Genomic DNA, 21,870 nt, shown 5'->3' with positions numbered 1-21,870 from the left:
ATGGTAAGTATTTTACTATTAATCATTTCTGTTTTCAAGATGTTTTTCCAATTTTCTCTTAACCCTTTGAAGAGCGTTATCTATTGATTTAACATCCCTATTTAGTCTATTAGCTATGTACTGATATGACTTGCCATTTAGATATAGTTCTAATACTTCCAATTCCAAATCACTTAGTAGCTCATCCATCTTTGATTGAATTCTTTTTAACTCTTCTTTGCTTATTATAAGCTCTTCTGGATCTGTAATTATACTAGTAGTTATAATATCCAAAAGAGTCCTGTCTGATTCTTCATCATATATAGGTTTATTTAAAGATACATAAGAGTTTAATGGTATATGTTTTTGTCTTGTAGCTGTTTTTATAGCAGTTATTATTTGTCTTGTTATACATATCTCTGCAAAACACTTAAATGAATTCGTTTTGCTTCCATCAAAATCCCTAACTGCTTTGTAAAGACCTATCATACCTTCTTGTATTATATCTTCTTTATCTGCGCCTACTAAAAAATATGATTTAGCTTTCGCTTTTACAAAATTCCTATACTTTGTAATAATATACTCTAAAGCTATTTTATCCCCATTGCTAGCTTTTAATACTATGTTATACTCATCTTGTTGAGTATTATCTAAAAATTCATACCCCTTATCATTAGCTACCGACATTAAAATCTCCCCCATCGCAAACAATTTCATAGGTATATTATAGTCTAAAAAAGTTTGATATTTCAACGCTTTCTACGAATGTTCTCAAGTTTCGACAATGTTTCTTCATCTAACCTATCTTCTAAGAAATTTCGCTGTATCTTTTTGTGTTGTATATTAGTCTTTTCTCTAATTCTCTCTTTAGCAGTTTCTATATCTAGTTTTAGTTCTCTAGCAGATACTCTGCTAGCACCTTTTCCCAAAACTATTTGTTGTTCTGCGTAGTCATTTGTAACTACTTTTACTTCATCATACTTTGATAATGAGCTTATAAATTTTTCTATATAACTATCTGCTGTCTGAAGCTCCTTAGTATAGACTATAGTTATATGTTTTCTTTCTTCTATTTTTTCTTTAGAGTTTTTTATATTATAAGCATCAAACACTATGATCGCTTTTTTCCCTGTAAATTCAGCATAATCTATTATGCAATGTATTAATTTTTCTCTTGAGTCTTCTAAGCTATACTTTGCAATCTCTTTTAAATCATCCCATGCATTTATAATATTGTAACCATCTACAATTAGATAAGAATTCATCTTCCTTCTCATTACTTTATTTTTTGCCTGTTCTTTGTCTAAATATTTCGTATAGAAGTATCCCTCCTGCAACAGACGCATTTAAAGATGTAACATTACCTACCATTGGCATCTTAACTGTAAAATCGCAATTTTGTTTTACTAGTCTTGATATTCCAAAGCCTTCACTACCTATAACTAAACCTATTGGACCTGTAAGGTTTTGCTCATAAAATGGTTGTCCATCCATATCTGCTGCCGCTATCCAAAGACCTTCTTCTTTTAGCTTTTTAATTGTGTTTACTATATTGGTTACTTTACACACTGGTACATACTCCACTGCTCCAGCTGATGCTTTAGCAACAGTTGGTGTTATATGTACACTTCTTCTTTTTGGTATTATTACACCATGTGCTCCAACTGCATCAGCAGTTCTTATTATCGTTCCAAGATTGTGTGGATCTGTTATTTCATCTAGTATTATAAAAAATGGATGTTCTGATTTTTCTTTTGCAGATTCTATTAGTTCATCTAATTCATAGTACTTGTACTCACTAACCTGAGCTATAACACCTTGATGTGCATGACTAGTGCTTATTTCATCTAATTTGTTTTTGTCTACATATTGTATTACTATATTCTTTTCCTTAGCCATACCGATAATCTTTTTTATAGATCCTTCTTTAGCTGAGTTAGATATCATTATTTTATCTATTTCTCTCTCACTTTTTATTGCTTCTATTACAGGATTTCTTCCTTCTATGTTTGCCAATTCTTTCACCGCCTATAATCTTTTGTAATCGCTTTTATATATTATAATGTTTTATTTATAAGTACTATTATACATGATTTATAAAAAAAAGCATTGCCATTTGATTCAGACAATACTTTTTTTAAACTATTATTGTTTCATACTTAGTTCTATAATCTCTAAGCCTTTAGATATTATATACTTTAATCTATCACTTTCTTCATTTAAATATAAATATCCTATTAATGCTTCGAATCCTGTTGCATGTTTATAATCTATAATATCTGCATTTTTAGGAGATGTATGAGATTTTTGATTCCTACCTCTCTTGTAGATTCTTTCTTCATCTTCTGTCAGCTCATTTTCAATCTCATGTATTATAGTTGCTTGAGCTTTTGCATTAACATATTTTATAGCAGACTTATGAAGATCATTAACCTTTTTATTAATATTTTTTCTGATTAAATACTCTCTTACATAAGACTCATAAACTGTATCACCTAAGTAAGCTAATACTAGAGGTGATATTGTAAGTAATTCTGATTTATCCATGATTATACCCTTTTCCACTTAACACCTTGTCTTGTATCTTCTAAGACAATTCCTTTATCCAATAATTCTTGTCTTATTTCATCTGCTAACTGATATTGTTTGTTCTTTTTAGCTTCTGTTCTTTTTTGTATTAAGCTTTCTATTTCTTCATCTAGTATATCATCTTTTTGCTTATTTACTATATTTAATACTGAAGTTAATTCATTAAATTCATCTAAACATTTCTTTGCAAAATCTAATGAAGAATTTTCATTAACGTTAGAATTTATAAATTTAGCTAATTCAAATATAGCACTTATAGCGTCAGCTGTATTAATATCATCATCCATAGATACTATAAACTTATTTCTATATCCATCTAATTCAGCTACTAATTTAAATTCTTCTTCTGTAATACTAGATTCTTTTAAATTACTTATAACGAATTCTAATTTTTCTTTAGTGTTGTATAACCTTTCTAATCCAGCTTTAGCTTGATTTAGCATTTCATCACTAAAATTAACTGGATTTCTATAATGAGCTGATAACATAAAGAATCTAACTATTTCTAAGTCATATAATTTAGAAATATCTCTAACTGTAAAGAAATTACCTTTTGATTTGCTCATTTTTTCATTGTTTATATTTATATATCCATTGTGCATCCAGTAATTAGCAAAAGTTTTTCCATTTCTAGCTTCACTTTGTGCTATTTCATTTTCATGATGTGGGAAAGTTAAATCTTGTCCTCCAGCATGTATATCTATAGTTTCTCCTAAGTATCTGTTAGACATAACTGAACATTCTATATGCCAACCTGGTCTACCTTCACCCCATGGACTTGACCATCCAGGTTCTCCTTCTTTCTTTGCTTTCCAAAGAACAAAGTCCATTGGATGTTTCTTTTGATCATTTACTTCTATTCTTGCACCCGCTTCTAGTTCATCTTGTTTTTGTCCAGAAAGCTTTCCGTAGTCTTCAAACTTTTTAGTGTCAAAATAAACATCTCCGTTTACTTCGTATGCATATCCTTTATCCTCTAATTCTTTTACAAACTTTATTATTTGCTCTATATTATCTGTAACACGAGGATGAACACTTGCTCTCTTTATACCTAATCCATCAGAATCTACAAAGTATTCGTTTATATATTTAGATGCAACTTCTTCTGGTGATATTCCCTCTTCATGCCCTCTTTTTATGATTTTATCATCTACATCAGTAAAGTTTTGAACATAAGTTACATCATATCCCCTATATTCTAAGTATCTTCTTAATGCATCAAATATAATAAAAGGTCTAGCATTTCCTATATGTATGTAGTTATAAACCGTAGGACCACATACATACATTCTTACCTTTCCTTCCTCTAATGGAATAAACTCTTCTTTTTGTCTAGTCATTGTATTATATAATTTCACACTTATCACCTCACTGTATTGTTATAAATTCCCATAACATAATAATTATATAATATATTATAATTGAAAAACTCTGTAATTAATAGTATTACTATTATATCCTTATATGCTATAAAAAATATTTTAATTTAGTTTGCTATTTATTTAAGAACATAATTTTACTTCCTGCACATTGTTCAAAAGTATCACTACTTATCATATTTTTACTTTTTAGATTTTCTAAAACTTTTATATATTCTTCACAAAGTTGTTCTAATTCTTTTTTTACATCATCTATCTCATTATACATAGTTACCCCCTCATTATTAAACAAACCATTAAATTTAATAATTTTTTATATTAAAAACTACTTAATTATTAATTACTCAAAGTTATATATTAAATTTAAATATTAAAATTCCTCTGAATATACCTAGGATTATTTCCTCCAAATAGTTACACTAAAAAAATCACTTTATATATACTCTTTGATTTATTTTTTCATAAGCTCATTAATTCAATATAAATACCAACCCATTGCAATTACTAAATTCTAACTAATAAAACTCTGATTTTTTAATATAAAATTCGTTTAAAATAAAAAAAAATCCGCTATTATATAGCGGACTTTTTATAACTATAATATATTATTTTTTACATAAGATAATCTATTTAAACAAGTTTCTTTTCCTAAAACTTCCATAGTTTTTGGTAAATCTGGTCCATGCATTTGACCAGTTAAACTTACTCTTGATCCCATAAATAAGTTTTTACCTTTTATTCCATGTTCTTTTTGTATTTCTTTAAACATTGATTTTACAAATGCCTCATCTAAAACTTCTGCTTTATTTATCTTTTCTTCTAAAGCATTTACTAGCGTTGGTATATGGTCTAATTTTAAGAATTCAGCACATTCTTCAGTTTCTAGGTTAACTTTATCTCCAAAGAATATAGATGCATGCTCAGTTATTTCTTTTACATATTGTAATTTTTCTTTAAGAACTGATACCATTCCTTTTAAGAAATCATATTTTTCTTTTGATTCTTCTTCTGTCACAAATCCAGCTTCTACTAAGAAAGGTATAGCTAAGTCTGTTAAGTAAGAATCATCTGCATCTTTTATATAATGTTGGTTAACCCAGTTTAATTTTTCAGTGTCAAATACTCCACCACTCTTAGATACTCTTTCCACAGAGAATGCTTTTTCTAATTCTTCCATTGTAAATAACTCTTGGTTATCTTCTGGAGACCATCCAACTAATGCAACGTAGTTGATTAAACCTTCTGGTAAGTATCCCTTCTTCTTGAAATCTTCAACAGCAACATCACCATGTCTCTTACTTAACTTTTTCTTTTCTTTGTTAAGTATATTTGGTAAATGTACAAATGTTGGAGCTTCCCATCCAAATGCTTCGTATAGATAAACATGCTTTGGAGTTGAAGAAACCCACTCTTCACCTCTTATTACATGAGTTATTTTCATTAAATGGTCATCAACTACAACTGCAAAGTGATATGTTGGGAATCCATCAGTTTTTATTAATACTTGATCATCTAAATCATTAGTATTGAACTCAGTTTCACCTCTAACTAAATCAGTGAATTTTATTACATGATCTTCTGGTAATCTTAATCTTATTACATAAGGTTCACCAGCAGCTATTTTAGCTTCAACTTCTTCTTTAGATAAGTCTCTACAATGACCATCATATCTTGGAGTTTCTCCAGCTTCTTTTTGCTTTTCTCTTACTTCATCTAATCTTTCTTTAGTACAGAAGCAGTAATACGCTTTACCACTGTCTAATAATTGTTGTATATACTCTTTGTATATATCTAGTCTTTCTGATTGTATATATGGTCCATATTCACCTTTTTGAACTATGTTTCCATTTTCATCTAACATAACACCTTCACTGTGGTTAACTCCACCCCAGCTCATAGCATTAAGCATGTTTTCTATAGCACCTTCAACTAATCTAGTTTGGTCTGTATCTTCTACTCTTAATATGTATTCTCCGCCCATTTTTTTTGCAAATAAGTAGTTGTATAAAGCAGTTCTTAAACTACCTATGTGTACAAATCCAGTTGGACTTGGAGCAAATCTTACTCTTACGCTCATTACTTTACCTCCTGATTATTTTCATACATCTTTTATAATATCAAAAAACGTCTATATATTGTAATTTTATTTTATCCAAATACATAAAAAGACATCCTTTTATCATATTTAAATATGTGGATAATTCAATTTTGAACTAATTTAAAATAGTATATATATCCACATATACATAGAATTATTAACATATTTCGTGGATTATATATACTATTTTATTGTTATTATCCTAATTTAACATTGTTTTTTATAAATTCAGCTTCTACTTTAGATTTTATTTCATCTAAGCCTATAACTTCTTTATCTTGGCTATTTCTTAATTTAAATTCAACTTTTCCATCTACTATATCTTTACCAACAGTAATTCTTATTGGTATACCTATTAGTTCAGAATCCTTAAATTTAACTCCAGCTCTTTCATCTCTATCATCTAATAGTACTTCTACACCCATAGCTTTTAGTTCTTCATATATTTTTTCAGCATTTTCTCTGTGCTCATCTTTCTTGATATTTACAGGTACTACCACTACATGATATGGAGCTATTGCTAAAGGCCATATTATACCATTTTCATCGTGATGTTGTTCTATAACTGCAGCTGCAGTTCTTTCTACACCTATTCCATAACATCCCATTACTATTGGTTGAGATTTTCCATTCTTATCTAAGAAAGTAGCTCCCATAGATTCTGAATACTTAGTTCCTAGCTTGAATATATGTCCAACCTCTACACCTCTAGCTACTTCTAAAGCACTTCCACACTTAGTACATTTATCTCCTTCATTAACATTTCTGAAGTCTCCAACTGTACCATCAAAATCTCTGCCGTAGTTAGCATTTTCTATGTGATATTCAGTTTTATTAGCACCAATTACTACATTTCTTTGATCTACTACTTCTTGGTCTATTAGTACATAATCAGTTTTTATTCCTATTGGTCCAGCAAATCCAACTTCAGCACCTGTTACTTCCTTTATAGTTGATTCACTAGCTAGTTCAAATTCTACAGCTCCACCTATAGCATTAGCAACCTTAGTTTCGTTAACATCTCTATCTCCTCTTACTACTACTGCTACAGTTTTTCCATCAGCGTAGTATATTAAAGTTTTTGCAAACTTTCCTGCATCTTCTTTAAAGAACTCTACTAATTCTTCTATAGTGTGTACCCCTGGAGTGTGTACTTCCTTCATTTCTTTCATTTCTTCTGCTACCGGCTCATGATTTACTGAAGTAGCTTTTTCTATATTAGCTGCATAATCGCAACCACTACAGAATACTATTTCATCTTCTCCAACTTCTGATTTAACCATAAATTCTGCAGAAGCTGAACCACCCATAGCTCCTGAATCAGCTTGAACTGGGCTGTTTTCTAATTCGCATCTAGCAAATATATTTGTATATGCTTCAAACATATCTTGGTATGATTTATCTAATCCTTCTTGATCAACATCGAAGCTGTAAGCATCCTTCATTGTGAAAGTCTTCGTTCTCATTACACCAAATCTTGGTCTTCTTTCATCTCTGTATTTTACTTGTATTTGATATAAGTTTAATGGAAGTTGCTTATAAGAAGTAACTTCTTGTCTTATTATATCAGTGAAAACTTCTTCATGAGTTGGCCCCATGCAGTAACTTCTTTCATTTCTATCCTTTAATCTAAACATTTCAGGTCCCATTACATCCCATCTTCCAGACTCTTTCCATAACTCAGATGGAATAAGCCCTGAACATAGTATTTCTTGAGCACCTTTTTTATTCATTTCTTCTCTTATTATATTTTGTATTTTATTGAAAACTCTTATACCCATAGGTAATTGGTTGTATACTCCTGAAGCCATCTTTCTTATCATCCCTGCTCTTAGCATTAATTGATGACTTGTTATTTCTGCATCAGATGGAACTTCTTTTAATGTTGGCATTAACATTTTTGACATTCTCATTTTTAATTTCCTCCTTGATATATATTGTTTCTAAACAAAAAAACCTTCCATCTCTATAATAAATATAGAGACGGAAGGTTAACTTTCCGCGGTACCACTCTAATTAGCCCTAAGGCTCTCTTTCTAGGATGTAACGCTCCCAAACGTAAGAACTTTTTACTGTTCTTAAAGCTAGAAGACAGGTTCAAAAACTTCTCCTTAGAAACTCTCAGCTATGTTTCCTCTCTGTAAAGGTTCCACTTTTTACTATTTCTTCATTATCGCAATTTATGTTATTAACTATATTGTTTATATTCCTGAATTTAATCTATTCATAATAATATATTATTTAATATTACTTGTCAACTTTAACAATTGTACATACACTTTGAGCTGATATACCTTCTTTAGAACCTGTGAATCCTAACCCTTCTTCTGTTGTTGCTTTTACATTTATATTTTCTATATCTGTATCTAAAGCTAAAGCAAAATTTTCTCTCATGTTTTTTATATAAGGTGCCATTTTAGGACTTTGGGCTATTATTGTACAATCTATATTATTTACTTTATAACCCTTTTCTTTTATTAGATTATTTACATATTCTAATAATTTTATGCTATCTGCACCTTTATATTCTGGGGCTGTATCAGGGAAATGCTTACCAATATCACCTAATGCTAGTGCTCCTAATATAGAATCCATTACTGCATGAGTTAATACATCTGCATCTGAATGTCCTAATAACCCTTTTTCATGTGGAACATTAACTCCGCCTATTATTAGATCTCTTCCTTCTACTAATTTATGAACATCGTATCCTATACCTATTCTCATATTATCACTCCTAATTATAAATATATACTATCTATTCTTTTTTGAATTTAATATTTGTTCCCCAATTCCAATATCTTCTGGACTTGTAATCTTTATATTGTCATAAGAGCCCATTATCATAGTCACCTTTTGGCCTATATTTTCAACTAACATAGAATCATCTGTTCCATAGTAATTATTTTTATATGCTTCATCATATGCCCTAATTATCAAATTATATTCAAATGTTTGAGGTGTTTGAGCTGACCATAAAGTCGCTCTACTAGGTGTTCCTTCTATATTACCATCATTTACAATCTTAATAGTATCTTTTACTGGAGTCCCTACAACAACAGCTTTTTTTTCCATTGCAGTGGATATTGACTCATTTATAATTCTATCATCTACAAATGGCCTTGCACCATCATGTATTAACACTATATTACACTCATTACTTAATTTTCTTAATCCATTATATATAGAATCTTGCCTTTCTTTTCCACCATAGGCTATCTTTATATTTTTAAATTTATTTTTGTCTATAATTTCTTTTTTGAATAATTCTTCCTCTTCTTTTTTTATACAAACGATTATCTCATCTATATTTTTATTTTTATAGAAAGCCTCTATTGTATGAGCTATTATTTCTTTTTTATTTAACTTTATAAACTGTTTATTTATGCCCATATTCATTCTTTTTCCACTACCAGCAGCTACAATTATAACACTATTCATTATTCCACCTCTTAAAATTTTACTCTAAGCCATATCACTTGATTCATTATATATTAATTATCTATATTTTTGAAATATAATATTAAAAAAAGAGTTATATTAAGAATACTATGATTATCTTAAGATAACTCTTATAAGTTTTAATTTAATTTTTAGGTTTTCCAAATATCATTCTACCTGCTGGTGTCTGAAGTACAGATGTAACTAGTACTCTTATAGTTTCACCAATATGCTTTCTACCACCATCAACAACTATCATAGTTCCATCATCTAAGTATGCTATACCTTGATTAGCTTCTTTTCCTTCTTTTACAACCTGCGCAATCATTTCTTCCCCTGGTATTGCGACTGGTTTTATAGCATTAGCTAATTCATTTATATTTAATACTTCTACACCTTGGAACTGTGCAACCTTATTTAAATTATAATCATTAGTAACCACTTTACCATTTAGAACTTGCGCTAATTTTAATAATTTACTATCAACTTCTGGAATATCTTCAAAGTCTGTTTCACTAATTTCAACCTCTATGTCTAACTCTTTTTGGATTATATTTAATATATCAAGACCCCTTCTTCCTCTAACTCTTTTTAAATCATCTGAAGAATCCGCTATATGTTGAAGCTCATTTAATACAAATTTAGGTATTATAAGTTTTCCTTCTATAAATCCAGTTTTACAAATATCAGAAATTCTTCCATCTATTATAACACTTGTATCTAAGACTTTTACAGGTATCCCTTTATTAACATCTTTTTTACTACCTTTTTCTTTTATGCTTGTTGATAGTCTACTTAATTTATTTATATTAAATAGGTCATCTCTACTTTTAAGAGAAAATCTTATTCCGAAATATCCCATAAATATATATGTAATTAATGACAGTATTCCACTTATTAGCGGTATTCTAACTATCATGCTTATAAGTCCACTTATTAAGTATGCTATTACTAATCCTACTATAAGTCCGATTGCACCTAATAATATATCTGTTTGTGGATATTTTGCCATCTCTGTATCCACTGCTTTAACTAATTCTTTTGTTTTATTTACAACCCATGGCTCTAATTTATAAAATACAAATGCTAGTACTATACCTAATCCTATTGATATTATAAAACCACGTATATCACTACCAAATGCTAATACTTCAAAGTCCTTCATTAATGCTAAGTACGTAGTAAATCCTAATACAAAACCAGCAATTCCTATTAATGCTCTTATTATTTTTCGTATCAAAATTTCACCCCCTAATTATTCCTTTAATTTTTTTTATTATATTCCAGATTCTTACTTATTTTCAACAACAAATTTGTAATATATTTTATATATGTCTATCTAATAATACTAACTGTTGCATTTTTATAAGACCATTTTTTATATAAGTTGCTCTTATTTCTCCTATGCCTTCAACTTCATCTAACTCTTCTATAGAAGCTCTTACTATCTCTTGGAAATTATCAAAATAATTAACTAAATTTTCTATTATTGTTGCTGGTAACCTGTGTATTTTATTTAATATTCTATATCCCCTTGGTCTTATGGCCATATCCATACTTTCAGAGAATCCACTATACCCTAATATTCTTGCCATATTAGCCAAGTCAATTAATTCTTCATCACTTAAACTTCTCATTTTCTTATTAAAATCTTTTATTCCTAATTCGTCTCTTTTGTAATCTTTAAATATTAGTTTTTGGTCTATTCTTGTAGTACCCATTAACTCCTCTAACTGCATACTAACTAAATTACCTTCTACACCTAATTCTACCACATAATTTTCTATTATGTTAGTTATTCTCATTACCATTTCCATCTTTTGTATAACTAAAGCAACATCATAAATAGTAACCATATCTTTAAACTCCAATGCATTTAAACTCATTACAGCTTGGTCTAGAACTGCCTTATATTTTTCTAGAGTTTGTATTGCTTGGTTAGCTTTAGTAAATATTTTAGATATTTCTTCTACTACATATTTATAATCTCCTTGATAAACTGTTATTATGTTTCTCCTTTGAGAAATCGCTATAACAATAGCACCTGTTTGCTTAGCTACTCTTTCAGCAGTCCTATGTCTAGTTCCTGTTTCAGAAGTAGGAATAGAGTAGTCTGGTATTAATTGTGCATTAGCATATAATATTTTTTTTGTATCTCCACTAATAACTATAGCTCCATCCATTTTGGCTAACTCATAAACATATGCAGGTGAATACTCTGCATTTATTGCAAAACCACCATCCACTACATTCATTATCTCTTCATTGCTAGCTATTACAATAAGTCCACCAGTCTTAGCTTTTAGTACATTATCTAATCCTTGTCTTAGTTGAGTTCCTGGAGATATCATTTTTAATGCTTGTAATAACTCTTTATTGCTTAGGAAATTATCCATTACTATTTATTCCCCCCTAGCACTATATTGATTGCTTGCCTTAAATTATCTACTGGAATAATATCTATCCCTTTTATTTCTTTTACTGCATCATAGTTATTTCTAGGAATAACCATTTTCTTAAATCCAAGTTTTTTACATTCAGCTATCCTTTTCTCTATAAAACTAACAGCTCTTACTTCTCCTGTTAATCCAACCTCACCTGTAACAACAACATCCTCTGATACCGGAATATTTCTAAAGCTTGATGCTACTGCAATTATTATCCCCATGTCTATAGAAGGTTCATTTATTTTAATTCCTCCAACTACATTAATATATACATCTTGATTTTGTATTTGAAGCCCTACACGCTTTTCTAGTACTGCTAAAAGTAAAGCTACTCTGTTAAAATCAACACCTGTAGCAGTTCTCTTTGCTATTCCAAAGCTAGTAGGTGAAACCAAAGCTTGAAGCTCAAGTAGCATTGGTCTAGTTCCTTCAACAGTAGAAATTATGACTGACCCTGCTACATCTTTTGGTTTTTCTGATATAAGCACTTTTGATGGATTATCAAGTTCTACTAAACCTAAATCTCTCATTTCAAACACACCTAACTCATTAGTAGATCCAAATCTATTTTTAACGGCTCTAACTAATCTATATGTGTTATATCTTTCTCCTTCAAAGTATATAACAGTATCCACCATATGCTCTAACAACTTTGGCCCTGCTAAAGATCCCTCTTTTGTTACATGTCCAACTACAAAAGTAGATATACCCATTTTTTTGGAAATTTTCATAAATTTAGAAGTTCCCTCTTTAATTTGGCTTACAGTACCTGGTGCTGAAGCTATTTCTGGGCTATATACGGTTTGTATAGAGTCAAGTATTATAAGCTCTGGATTTATACTATCTAAATTTGCTTCTATTATACTTAAATTATTTTCTGCGAATATATATAAATTATCGGAATTAATACCTAATCTTTTAGCTCTCATTTTTATTTGAGATTCAGATTCTTCTCCCGATATATATAAAACTTTTTTTCCTGCATTAGCTACATTGCTTGATACTTGTATTAAAAGTGTGGATTTTCCTATTCCAGGGTCTCCTCCTACAAGAACCAATGACCCTTTTACTATCCCACCTCCAAGAACTCTATCTAGCTCTGCTATTTCAGTAGAAAACCTTTCTTCTTCCTTTGTTTCTATAGCATTTATATTTATTGGTCTTGAAGAAGACTTATCTATTATAAAAACTTCCTTTTTTGAATTTTTCTGCTCTATCTCTTCTACGAATGTATTCCATTTTGTACATTCTGGACATTTCCCTAGCCATTTACTAGTTTCATATCCACATCCCTGACATACATATTTTGTTCTAATTTTTGCCATTATTTAAATCACCCTTAATATATTATTGTACTATATAACTTTAACATTTGCATGGAATAATATATAAATATTAAATAAAAATTTTAGTTATATAAAAAAGAGGAGTTTTTCCTCCTCTTATTATATTACTATTATTTTGTTACAAAAACTACTTTATTGTTCTTAGTTTTTGCTATTATAAAATCTCCTGATTTTATATCTCCTTTTAATATAGCTTCTGATAATTCATCTTCTAATTCTTTTTGTATAGCTCTCTTTAACGGTCTCGCTCCGTATTCTAAGTCTATTCCAGCTTTAGCTATTAACTTTATTGCATCTTCATTCATTTCTAAATCTATATCCATTTCTTTTAATCTTTTGATTACTTGTTTTGTCATTAGAATTACAATTTTTGATATATGACCTTCATTTAATGCATGAAATACAATTATGTCATCTATTCTATTCAAGAATTCTGGTCTAAATTGCTTTTTCAATTCTAACATTATACATTCTTTCATTTGCTCATACTCATCTTTATCTTTTTCTTCATTAATTACTGTACTAAAACCTAAAGTTCTCTGATGTTTTATTTTTGTAGCACCTACATTTGAAGTCATTATTATTATAGTATTTTTAAAGTCTACAGTTCTTCCCTTTGAGTCAGTTAACCTACCTTCGTCTAATATTTGTAGTAGTATATTGAACACATCTGGATGTGCTTTTTCAATTTCATCAAATAGAACTACTGAATATGGTTGTTTTCTAACCTTTTCAGTTAATTGCCCTCCGTCATCATGTCCTATATATCCCGGAGGCGAACCTATCATTCTTGATACTGAGTGTTTTTCCATATATTCTGACATATCTATTCTAATTATTTGATTTTCATCTCCAAAATGAGCTTCTGCTAATGCCTTACTTAGTTCTGTTTTACCTACTCCAGTTGGTCCTAAGAATAAAAATGATCCAATTGGTCTATTAGGGTCTTTAAGACCTGCTCTTGATCTTCTTATCGCCTTAGAAATAGAATTTACAGCTTCATTTTGACCTACAACTCTTTCATGAAGTATTTCTTCTAACTTTAATAATTTTTTAGCTTCTTCTTCTACTATTTTATTTACTGGTATTCCAGTCCACAAAGCAACTACTTCTGCAACTACCTCTGCATCTACTAATTCATAATTTTTAGCGGATGATGTCTTCCACTCTTTTTTTACACTATCTAATTTTCGCTTAAGCTTTTCTTCTTCATCACGAATCTTAGCTGCTTTTTCAAAATCTTGGCCTCTTATAGCCTCCTCTTTTTCTTTGTCTATACTTTCAATTTTTTCTTCTAATTCCTTTATACTAATTGGAGGTGTATTTTCTTTTAACCTAACTTTAGATGCTGCTTCGTCAATTATATCTATGGCTTTATCTGGTAGATATCTATCTGTGATATATCTTATTGATAAGTCTACAGCCGACTCTATAGCTTCATCACTTATCTTAACCTTATGATGCGCTTCATACTTATCTCTTAGACCTTTTAAAATTTCTATTGAGTCTTCTTTGCTAGGCTCATTTATCAATATTGGTTGGAATCTTCTTTCTAGTGCTGCATCTTTTTCTACATGCTTTCTATATTCATCGATAGTAGTTGCACCGATTATCTGTATATCCCCTCTTGATAAAGTTGGCTTTAATATATTTGAGGCATCTATTGATCCTTCTCCTGTGGCTCCAGCTCCTATCATAGTATGCATTTCATCTATAAACAGTATTATATTTCCATGCTTAATTACTTCATCAACTACTTGTTTTACTCTTTCTTCAAATTCACCTCTATATTTTGCACCAGCTAGTAAGCTGCCCATATCTAAAGTATATAGTAATTTATTTCTTAAACTATCAGGAATATTTCCATCAGCTATATCTATAGCTAAACCTTCAACAACTGCAGTTTTTCCTACACCAGGATCTCCTATAAGAACAGGGTTATTTTTAGTTCTTCTACTTAAAATTTGAATTATTCTTTGTATCTCTTTTTCTCTTCCTATGACAGGATCTAGTTTATTTTGTTTTGCATATAGAGTTAAGTTTTTTCCATATTTATCTAAAAGCTTAGATGTAGGTACCTCTTCGTTGCTCGTGTAACTACTTTCTTTACTTACTTGAACTGAATATGATTCTATTCCCATCATCTCTATTATTAATTGAACTATATCTCTTTGAACTATACCAGAATAATTTAATATTTTTATTCCAATCCCTTCTCCTTCTTGAGCTATTGCTAATAATACATGTTCTGTTCCTATATAATTTGTTTTTAATTTATTAGCAAACATTCCAGAAAGTTCTAATATTTGCTTAGTTCTTGGACTTAATGTAACATCTTCAGTAATAACTTCATTTTTACCTTCTAATTCAATAATCTTTGATTCTAGATATTCTTCAGTAACACCTAATTTTGTAAGTACTTTTGCCGCAATACCTTCCTGTTCTTTAAGAAGGCCTAAAAGTATATGTTCACTTCCTACTACTTTATGCCCTAACCTCTTTGCTGAATCTACACCTAAATCTATTGCAGCTTTTGCCCGTTGAGTAAATCGATTGAAGTACATATATCTTTCCCCCTTCTACTTGAATTTAAATATATTTATACTATATGCATATATATACATATATCTGTCTGTACTAAAAAATAATTAAAGCTCTAGATTAAATTTCTAGAGCTTTAATTTGCATTTTAATTATTAGCATCCTCTATTATTTTCTCTGCTATAATATTTGGAACTTCTTCATACTTTTCTAATTCCATTTCAAAGTATCCTCTACCTTGAGTCATTGATCTTAAATCTATAGCATATTTGAAAGTTTCAGCTTGAGGTGCTTCTGCATATATAACTTGCTTACCTCTTTCGTCTGGTTCCATTCCTAATATTCTACCTCTTTTTTTACTAATATCCCCCATAACATCTCCCATATATTCTTCTGGAATAGTTATCTTCAATTTCATTATTGGTTCTAATAGTACTGGCTGAGCTTCTTGCATACCTTTTTTAAAGGCTATACTAGCCGCCATCTTAAATGCCATTTCAGATGAATCAACATCATGATAAGACCCATCATAAAGAGTAGCTTTTATATTAGTAACAGGGAATCCAGCTAAAACTCCTTTTGCCATAGAATCTCTTAAACCTTTCTCTACAGCTGGTATATATTGCTTAGGAACTGAACCTCCAAAAACTTCTTCTCCGAATTCGAAATCACAAGATCCTCTTTCAAATTTTATTCTTACATCACCATACTGTCCATGTCCTCCTGATTGCTTTTTATGCTTACCTTGTACATCTGCTACACCTTTAATTGTTTCTCTATAAGCAACTTTAAGATCATCTAACTCTACATCCACTCCAAATTTACTTTTTATTTTATTTTTAACCGAATTTATATGCAACTCTCCTTGACCACCTATAAGAGCTTGTTTTGTTTCCGAATTTCTATACCATTTTATAGTTGGATCTTCTTCAACAATTTTATTTAATGCTGAACCTATTTTTTCTTCATCACCTTTATTCTTAGGAACTATAGCATAATAGATTTGTGGTTTCGGTAATATAATATCTTCTAATAAAGACTCTTCTTTATTTATTGATACAGTATCTCCTGTTTGTAATGAATTAACTTTAGTAAGAACAACTATATCTCCACATGCAGCTTTTTCTACTTCTTCTAATTCACCTTTTTTCATGGTATATAGGTTATCAATTTTTTCTTTTGTTGATTTCTTCAAGTTATATATTTCCATATCCTTAGATATCTCACCTTGAGTTATCTTTAAATATGATATTTTTCCTTTGAATGGGTCTACCATTGTTTTAAATATTAATCCTTTAAATTGTTTTTCATTTTCTTGGAATTTAGGTTCTAAGTAAGATGATACGGTTTCTAATATTTCTTTTGTTCCTATATTATTTATAGTAGATCCACATATTACAGGTATAATATCTCCTCTTTGCATACCTATTATTATGCCTTTTTTTATTTCTAATGCACTTAACTCTTCTCCACTGAAATATTTATCTAGAATCTCATCATCAGTTTCTGCAATAAGCTCCATTAATGCTTCTTTTACTGCTAATGATTCCACTTGAAAATCTCCATCTAAATCATCTATATTTTCAAATATATTATGTAACTTAACAAATTTCTTATCTTTATATATAGGAATTATCATAGGTACGATTTTGTTTCCATATTTTTCTCTTAGCATTGCTATAGCATCTTTATATCGTGCTTTTTCATTATCAATTTTATTTATAAACATTATTTTAGGAATATTTTCTGTTAGTTCTAATGATTTTTCTGTTCCAACTTGAATAGGAGCTGTTGCATCTATTACTATTACTGCAGCATCACTAGCTCTTAGAGATGATATAACTTCGCCAGTAAAATCAAAATAACCTGGAGTATCTAATAAATTAAACTTGTAATTACCGTACTCTACTGGTATCAGATTCATGCTGTAAGTCATATTTACTTTGTCATTTAGATTAGGTATTTTTTTAGTTAGGTTTGATGTATATGATATTGCTTCAATTAGATTTGTTTTGCCACAACCACTGTGACCTAGTATTGCAATGTTTCTTAACATGTTACTATCATAGACTTTCATACAAGCACCTACCTTTTAATTTTTATACAAAATTTTTGTTTCTAAAAATTTAAAATTATTTATAATTGCAGGTGGTGAATTTAATTAAAATGATATAACATTCCCGCTATACGTTTTAACTATATTTAAGTAAGTCGACTATCTTAATATTTAGTTTTGTAAATACTTATTTTGATGTTAGTCTATTTATACACTATTATTTACTTTATAGTGTATATTTATCTTATTTTAATGAGTTATTTAACGTAAAGCTTGGTATTTATTCTATTATTTCCTGAGAAATATCTAGAATTTTTGTTACTATTTTATCTGAGTTATATTTCTACGTCTACTTATGATTTTCCTTTTTTATTACTCAAAACTCTATATATACTTTTATTATCATTTATATATAGAGCTTTGAGTGCTTTTAACTATTACTCCATTACGATTAGTAGTTGTGAATCACCTACTATATCATTTTCTTTTACCTCAATAGATTTTATTTTACCACTTACTTTTGATACTATATTAGTTTCCATCTTCATAGCTTCTATTACTATTAATGCTTCATTTTCCTGTACTTCCTCCCCTTCTTCAACTAACACCTTTATAACCTTACCTGGAATACTTGCTCCTATTTGAAGTGGGTTATTCATATCAGCTTTTACTACTTGATTTATTTTACCAGAAAAGTTATTATCTTTTACTTCTATTCGTCTAGACATACCATTTAGTTCAAATACAACTGTTCTATGTCCATTTTCTTTTACTTTTCCAATTCCAATTAACTTAATAGATAGTACTTTACCTTCCTCAATCTCTACATCACATTCTTCACCTTTATTTAATCCATGGAAAAATACTTCACTATCCAGCTTAGATATATCGCTATACTCTTGGAAATGTCTTAAGTAATCTTCATATACTCTAGGATATAAGGCATAACTTAACGCATTTCTTATATTAGATTTTATATTAAACTTTTCATCTAAATATCTTTTTTCATTAGCAAAATCAAATTTTGGTATTAATAATCCTGGTCTAACATCAATAGGTTTTTCTCCTTTTAATACAACACGTTGTAAATCTTTAGGTATGCCACCTTCAGGTTGACCTATCATACCTTTGCAATAATCTACTACAGAATCTGGGAATGACAGCTTTTCACCTTCACTAATAATATTATCTTTTGTTAATTCATTCTTAGTCATAAATATAGCTAAGTCTCCAACAACTTTTGAAGAAGGAGTAACTTTAATTATATCTCCAACAACTTCATTCGCTTCTTTATATTTTTCTTTTACTTTTTCAAAATTTCCTACTAGCCCTAAACTATCAGCTTGTGCCTTTAAATTCGAATACTGTCCACCTGGTATTTCATACTCATATATTTCTGAGCATGAATTAACTAATCCACTCTCAAATTTTTGGTATATTTTTCTCAAGTCAGCATAATAGTTTCCAATCTCTCTATATCCGTATAAGTCTATATTAGTATCTCTCTCTGTAAATTTAAGAGCTTCTACTATAGCATTTAAAGATGGCTGGCTTGTAAGACCTGACATAGATTCTAATGCTCCATCTACTATATCTACTCCTGCTTGGCTAGCCATCAAACAAGTTGCTACTCCATTACCACTAGTATCATGTGTGTGTAGATGTATTGGTGCTTTAACATTTTCTTTTAATGCTTTTATTAATGTATATGCAGCTTGTGGCTTAAGTAATCCAGCCATATCTTTTATACATATAATGTCTGATCCTAATGACTCTAGTTCTTGCGCCATTTTTATATAATAATCTAAATCATATTTAGTTTTTTCTGGATTTAGTATATCTCCTGTATAGCATATACTTGCTTCTACTATCTTCCCTGTATTTAATGCTGTATCTATAGATAGCTTCATATTTTCGACCCAGTTTAATGAGTCAAATATTCTAAATACATCTATACCTTGTCTTGCAGACTCTTTTAAGAACTCTTTTATTACATTGTCTGGATAATTTGTATATCCTACACCATTTGATGCTCTAAATAACATTTGGAACATTATATCTGGTATTTCTTTTCTTAGTCTCTGAAGTCTAATCCATGGAGATTCATTTAAAAATCTATATGCTACGTCAAAAGTTGCTCCACCCCACATTTCTAATGAGAATAAATCTTTCATATATTCATTTGTAGGTTTAGCTACTTGCATAAAATCATATGTTCTAAATCTTGTAGCTAGCAGAGATTGATGAGCATCTCTCATAGTAGTATCTGTTAATAGAAGTTTCTTTTCATTCTTTATTTTCTCTATATATTCTTTTTTACCTAATTTATCAAATAAAATTTTGCTACCTTCTATATTAGGTATATTTTCTTTAATATTTGGTATATGAGGTTTATTAAATTTAGGTTTATCTTGACATTGATTGTCATTAACTACTATATTTCCTATAAATTGAAGTAATTTTGTTCCCCTATCTTTACTTTTCTTTATTTCAAATAATTCTGGATGTTCATCTATAAACTTTGTACTACACTTACCTTCTTTAAATAAAGGGTTTTTTAAAACATTTATTAGGAAACCTATATTGGTTTTAACACCTCTTATTCTTATTTCCTCTATTGATCTTATTGTTTTATTTATAGCCCCTTGAAAAGTTCTATCAAATGATATTGTTTTAACCAATAAACTATCATAGTGAGGACTTATTTCAGCTCCAGTAAATCCATTTCCTCCATCTAGTCTTATACCGAACCCTGATCCGGTTCTATATACTTGGATTTTTCCTGTGTCTGGCATAAAATTATTTTCAGGATCTTCAGTTGTTATTCTTGCTTGTATAGAATATCCAACTACTTTAATATCATCCTGAGATTTTATATTTATTCTTTCGCTATCTAACTTATATCCTTGAGCTATTAATATTTGACTTTGTACTATATCTATACCTGTAATCATCTCTGTTACAGTATGCTCAACTTGGATCCTTGGATTCATTTCTATAAAATAATATTCGCCGCTTGAATCTACCAAAAATTCTAGTGTTCCTGCATTTATATACCCTACATGTCTAGCTATTTTTAAAGCATCATTACATATATTCGCTCTTAATTCTTCAGGAAGAGAAAACGCTGGAGCGTATTCTATAATTTTTTGATGTCTTCTTTGAACAGAACAGTCTCTTTCATGTAAATGTACTATATTACCATACTTATCTCCTAAAATCTGTACCTCTATATGCTTTGGATCCACTATATACTTCTCTATAAATATAACATCTTCTCCAAATGCCTTTCTAGATTCACTACATACTGTATTATACTCTAGCTCTAATTTACTTTCCTCATAAACAACTCTCATACCTCTACCGCCACCGCCGTTAGAAGCTTTTAACATTATCGGATATCCAATTTTAGCAGCTATTTCTTTTGCCTCTTGAGCTGTTTTTATAGGTCTATCAATTCCAGGTATAGTTGGAACATTTACCTCTTGAGCTATTTTCTTAGAGTTTATTTTATCTCCCATCATATTCATAATTTCAGCAGTCGGACCGATGAATGTTATCCCATTTTCTTCACATTTGCGCACGAATTCCGGATTTTCAGATAAGAAACCATAGCCAGGATGTATTGCATCTACATTTTTTCTTTTAGCTAAGTCTATTATTCCATCAATATCTAAGTATGCATCTATAGGACCTTTATCTTCACCTATTAAATAAGATTCATCAGCTTTAGTTCTAAATAAGCTATATTTATCTTCTTTACTATATATACCTACACTTTTTATTCCTAATTCAGAACATGCCCTAAATACTCTTATTGCTATTTCGCCTCTATTAGCAACTAATATCTTTTTAAATCCTTTTAGCATAATCTACCCCCTAATTACTTTCTCTTAATAATATTAAAGATTATAATCTAAATTAACTGAATTTTGAATAGATTTATGCAACTTCCTTAATTAATAATATAAATTTGTAAAAGTAAATAACTTTA

The 21,870-nt window shown here is 29.6% G+C and carries 16 protein-coding genes and 1 other annotated feature; all 16 genes read right to left on the bottom strand.

The annotated features are described in order from the left end of the window. Window positions 1-18: 18 nt before the first annotated feature. The 16 genes from sigH to HF520_RS13590 all read right to left on the bottom strand — a co-directional run bounded on the left by sigH (window position 19) and on the right by HF520_RS13590 (window position 21,745). Entirely contained in the window at window positions 19-666 is a 648-nt protein-coding gene (gene sigH, locus HF520_RS13665) for an RNA polymerase sporulation sigma factor SigH (protein ID WP_168574466.1), read from the bottom strand. Window positions 667-728: 62 nt separating this feature from the next. Beyond that, the gene (locus tag HF520_RS13660) at window positions 729-1,244 is read right to left on the bottom strand and encodes an NYN domain-containing protein (RefSeq protein WP_330586268.1); all 516 of its coding nucleotides are present in this window, start codon (window positions 1,242-1,244) and stop codon (window positions 729-731) included. 16 nt (window positions 1,245-1,260) lie between these two features. Next, window positions 1,261-1,995: a 23S rRNA (guanosine(2251)-2'-O)-methyltransferase RlmB gene (rlmB, locus tag HF520_RS13655; RefSeq protein ID WP_168574464.1), complete on the bottom strand. Its 735-nt coding sequence runs from the start codon at window positions 1,993-1,995 to the stop codon at window positions 1,261-1,263. A gap of 129 nt (window positions 1,996-2,124) precedes the next feature. Next, a complete protein-coding gene (locus HF520_RS13650; RefSeq protein ID WP_168574463.1) occupies window positions 2,125-2,526 on the bottom strand; it encodes a Mini-ribonuclease 3 in 402 nt (133 codons plus the stop codon). Between the two features lie 2 nt (window positions 2,527-2,528). After that, window positions 2,529-3,926 carry a cysteine--tRNA ligase gene (gene cysS, locus HF520_RS13645; protein ID WP_168574462.1) on the bottom strand — a complete coding sequence of 466 codons (1,398 nt, stop codon included), beginning with the start codon at window positions 3,924-3,926 and terminating at the stop codon, window positions 2,529-2,531. A gap of 136 nt (window positions 3,927-4,062) precedes the next feature. Next, window positions 4,063-4,215 (bottom strand): hypothetical protein, encoded by a 153-nt coding sequence (locus HF520_RS13640; RefSeq protein WP_168574461.1) that lies wholly within the window; start codon window positions 4,213-4,215, stop codon window positions 4,063-4,065. A 327-nt stretch (window positions 4,216-4,542) separates the two neighbouring features. Beyond that, a complete protein-coding gene (gene gltX / locus HF520_RS13635; RefSeq protein WP_168574460.1) occupies window positions 4,543-6,024 on the bottom strand; it encodes a glutamate--tRNA ligase in 1,482 nt (493 codons plus the stop codon). A gap of 218 nt (window positions 6,025-6,242) precedes the next feature. Beyond that, window positions 6,243-7,958 (bottom strand): proline--tRNA ligase, encoded by a 1,716-nt coding sequence (locus HF520_RS13630; protein ID WP_168574459.1) that lies wholly within the window; start codon window positions 7,956-7,958, stop codon window positions 6,243-6,245. A gap of 63 nt (window positions 7,959-8,021) precedes the next feature. Continuing rightward, window positions 8,022-8,228, bottom strand: a binding site (T-box leader). 64 nt (window positions 8,229-8,292) lie between these two features. Continuing rightward, window positions 8,293-8,772 carry a 2-C-methyl-D-erythritol 2,4-cyclodiphosphate synthase gene (gene ispF, locus HF520_RS13625; protein ID WP_168574458.1) on the bottom strand — a complete coding sequence of 160 codons (480 nt, stop codon included), beginning with the start codon at window positions 8,770-8,772 and terminating at the stop codon, window positions 8,293-8,295. A 27-nt stretch (window positions 8,773-8,799) separates the two neighbouring features. Then, entirely contained in the window at window positions 8,800-9,486 is a 687-nt protein-coding gene (gene ispD / locus HF520_RS13620) for a 2-C-methyl-D-erythritol 4-phosphate cytidylyltransferase (protein ID WP_168574457.1), read from the bottom strand. Between the two features lie 145 nt (window positions 9,487-9,631). Then, on the bottom strand, window positions 9,632-10,726 hold the full coding sequence (locus HF520_RS13615; protein WP_168574456.1) for a PIN/TRAM domain-containing protein: 1,095 nt from the start codon (window positions 10,724-10,726) through the stop codon (window positions 9,632-9,634). 85 nt (window positions 10,727-10,811) lie between these two features. Then, window positions 10,812-11,882, bottom strand: a complete 1,071-nt coding sequence (gene disA, locus HF520_RS13610; protein WP_168574455.1) for a DNA integrity scanning diadenylate cyclase DisA — start codon at window positions 11,880-11,882, stop codon at window positions 10,812-10,814. Between the two features lie 2 nt (window positions 11,883-11,884). Further along, window positions 11,885-13,258: a DNA repair protein RadA gene (gene radA / locus HF520_RS13605; RefSeq protein ID WP_168574454.1), complete on the bottom strand. Its 1,374-nt coding sequence runs from the start codon at window positions 13,256-13,258 to the stop codon at window positions 11,885-11,887. Window positions 13,259-13,389: 131 nt separating this feature from the next. Continuing rightward, the gene (locus tag HF520_RS13600; protein WP_168574453.1) at window positions 13,390-15,843 is read right to left on the bottom strand and encodes an ATP-dependent Clp protease ATP-binding subunit; all 2,454 of its coding nucleotides are present in this window, start codon (window positions 15,841-15,843) and stop codon (window positions 13,390-13,392) included. 125 nt (window positions 15,844-15,968) lie between these two features. Further along, on the bottom strand, window positions 15,969-17,897 hold the full coding sequence (locus tag HF520_RS13595; RefSeq protein ID WP_168574452.1) for an elongation factor G: 1,929 nt from the start codon (window positions 17,895-17,897) through the stop codon (window positions 15,969-15,971). 416 nt (window positions 17,898-18,313) lie between these two features. After that, window positions 18,314-21,745 (bottom strand): pyruvate carboxylase, encoded by a 3,432-nt coding sequence (locus HF520_RS13590; protein ID WP_168574451.1) that lies wholly within the window; start codon window positions 21,743-21,745, stop codon window positions 18,314-18,316. Window positions 21,746-21,870: the final 125 nt, after the last annotated feature.

This window comes from Romboutsia sp. CE17, from assembly GCF_012317385.1.
In the GTDB taxonomy this organism is placed as follows: domain Bacteria; phylum Bacillota; class Clostridia; order Peptostreptococcales; family Peptostreptococcaceae; genus Romboutsia_E.
The sequence above is the reverse complement of the archived record's forward strand: the minus strand, read 5'-3'. Positions and strand labels throughout refer to the sequence as shown.

Excerpts from the sequence above, each read along its gene's own strand:
- HF520_RS13600 (WP_168574453.1), bottom strand. The coding sequence starts at position 15,843 with ATGTACTTCAATCGATTTACTCAACGGGCAAAAGCTGCAATAGATTTA.
- sigH (WP_168574466.1), bottom strand. The coding sequence starts at position 666 with ATGTCGGTAGCTAATGATAAGGGGTATGAATTTTTAGATAATACTCAA.
- HF520_RS13660 (WP_330586268.1), bottom strand. The coding sequence starts at position 1,244 with ATGAATTCTTATCTAATTGTAGATGGTTACAATATTATAAATGCATGG.
- HF520_RS13595 (WP_168574452.1), bottom strand. The coding sequence starts at position 17,897 with ATGAAAGTCTATGATAGTAACATGTTAAGAAACATTGCAATACTAGGT.
- HF520_RS13650 (WP_168574463.1), bottom strand. The coding sequence starts at position 2,526 with ATGGATAAATCAGAATTACTTACAATATCACCTCTAGTATTAGCTTAC.
- HF520_RS13630 (WP_168574459.1), bottom strand. The coding sequence starts at position 7,958 with ATGAGAATGTCAAAAATGTTAATGCCAACATTAAAAGAAGTTCCATCT.
- disA (WP_168574455.1), bottom strand. The coding sequence starts at position 11,882 with ATGGATAATTTCCTAAGCAATAAAGAGTTATTACAAGCATTAAAAATG.
- HF520_RS13590 (WP_168574451.1), bottom strand. The coding sequence starts at position 21,745 with ATGCTAAAAGGATTTAAAAAGATATTAGTTGCTAATAGAGGCGAAATA.
- ispF (WP_168574458.1), bottom strand. The coding sequence starts at position 8,772 with ATGAGAATAGGTATAGGATACGATGTTCATAAATTAGTAGAAGGAAGA.
- gltX (WP_168574460.1), bottom strand. The coding sequence starts at position 6,024 with ATGAGCGTAAGAGTAAGATTTGCTCCAAGTCCAACTGGATTTGTACAC.
- HF520_RS13640 (WP_168574461.1), bottom strand. The coding sequence starts at position 4,215 with ATGTATAATGAGATAGATGATGTAAAAAAAGAATTAGAACAACTTTGT.
- ispD (WP_168574457.1), bottom strand. The coding sequence starts at position 9,486 with ATGAATAGTGTTATAATTGTAGCTGCTGGTAGTGGAAAAAGAATGAAT.
- radA (WP_168574454.1), bottom strand. The coding sequence starts at position 13,258 with ATGGCAAAAATTAGAACAAAATATGTATGTCAGGGATGTGGATATGAA.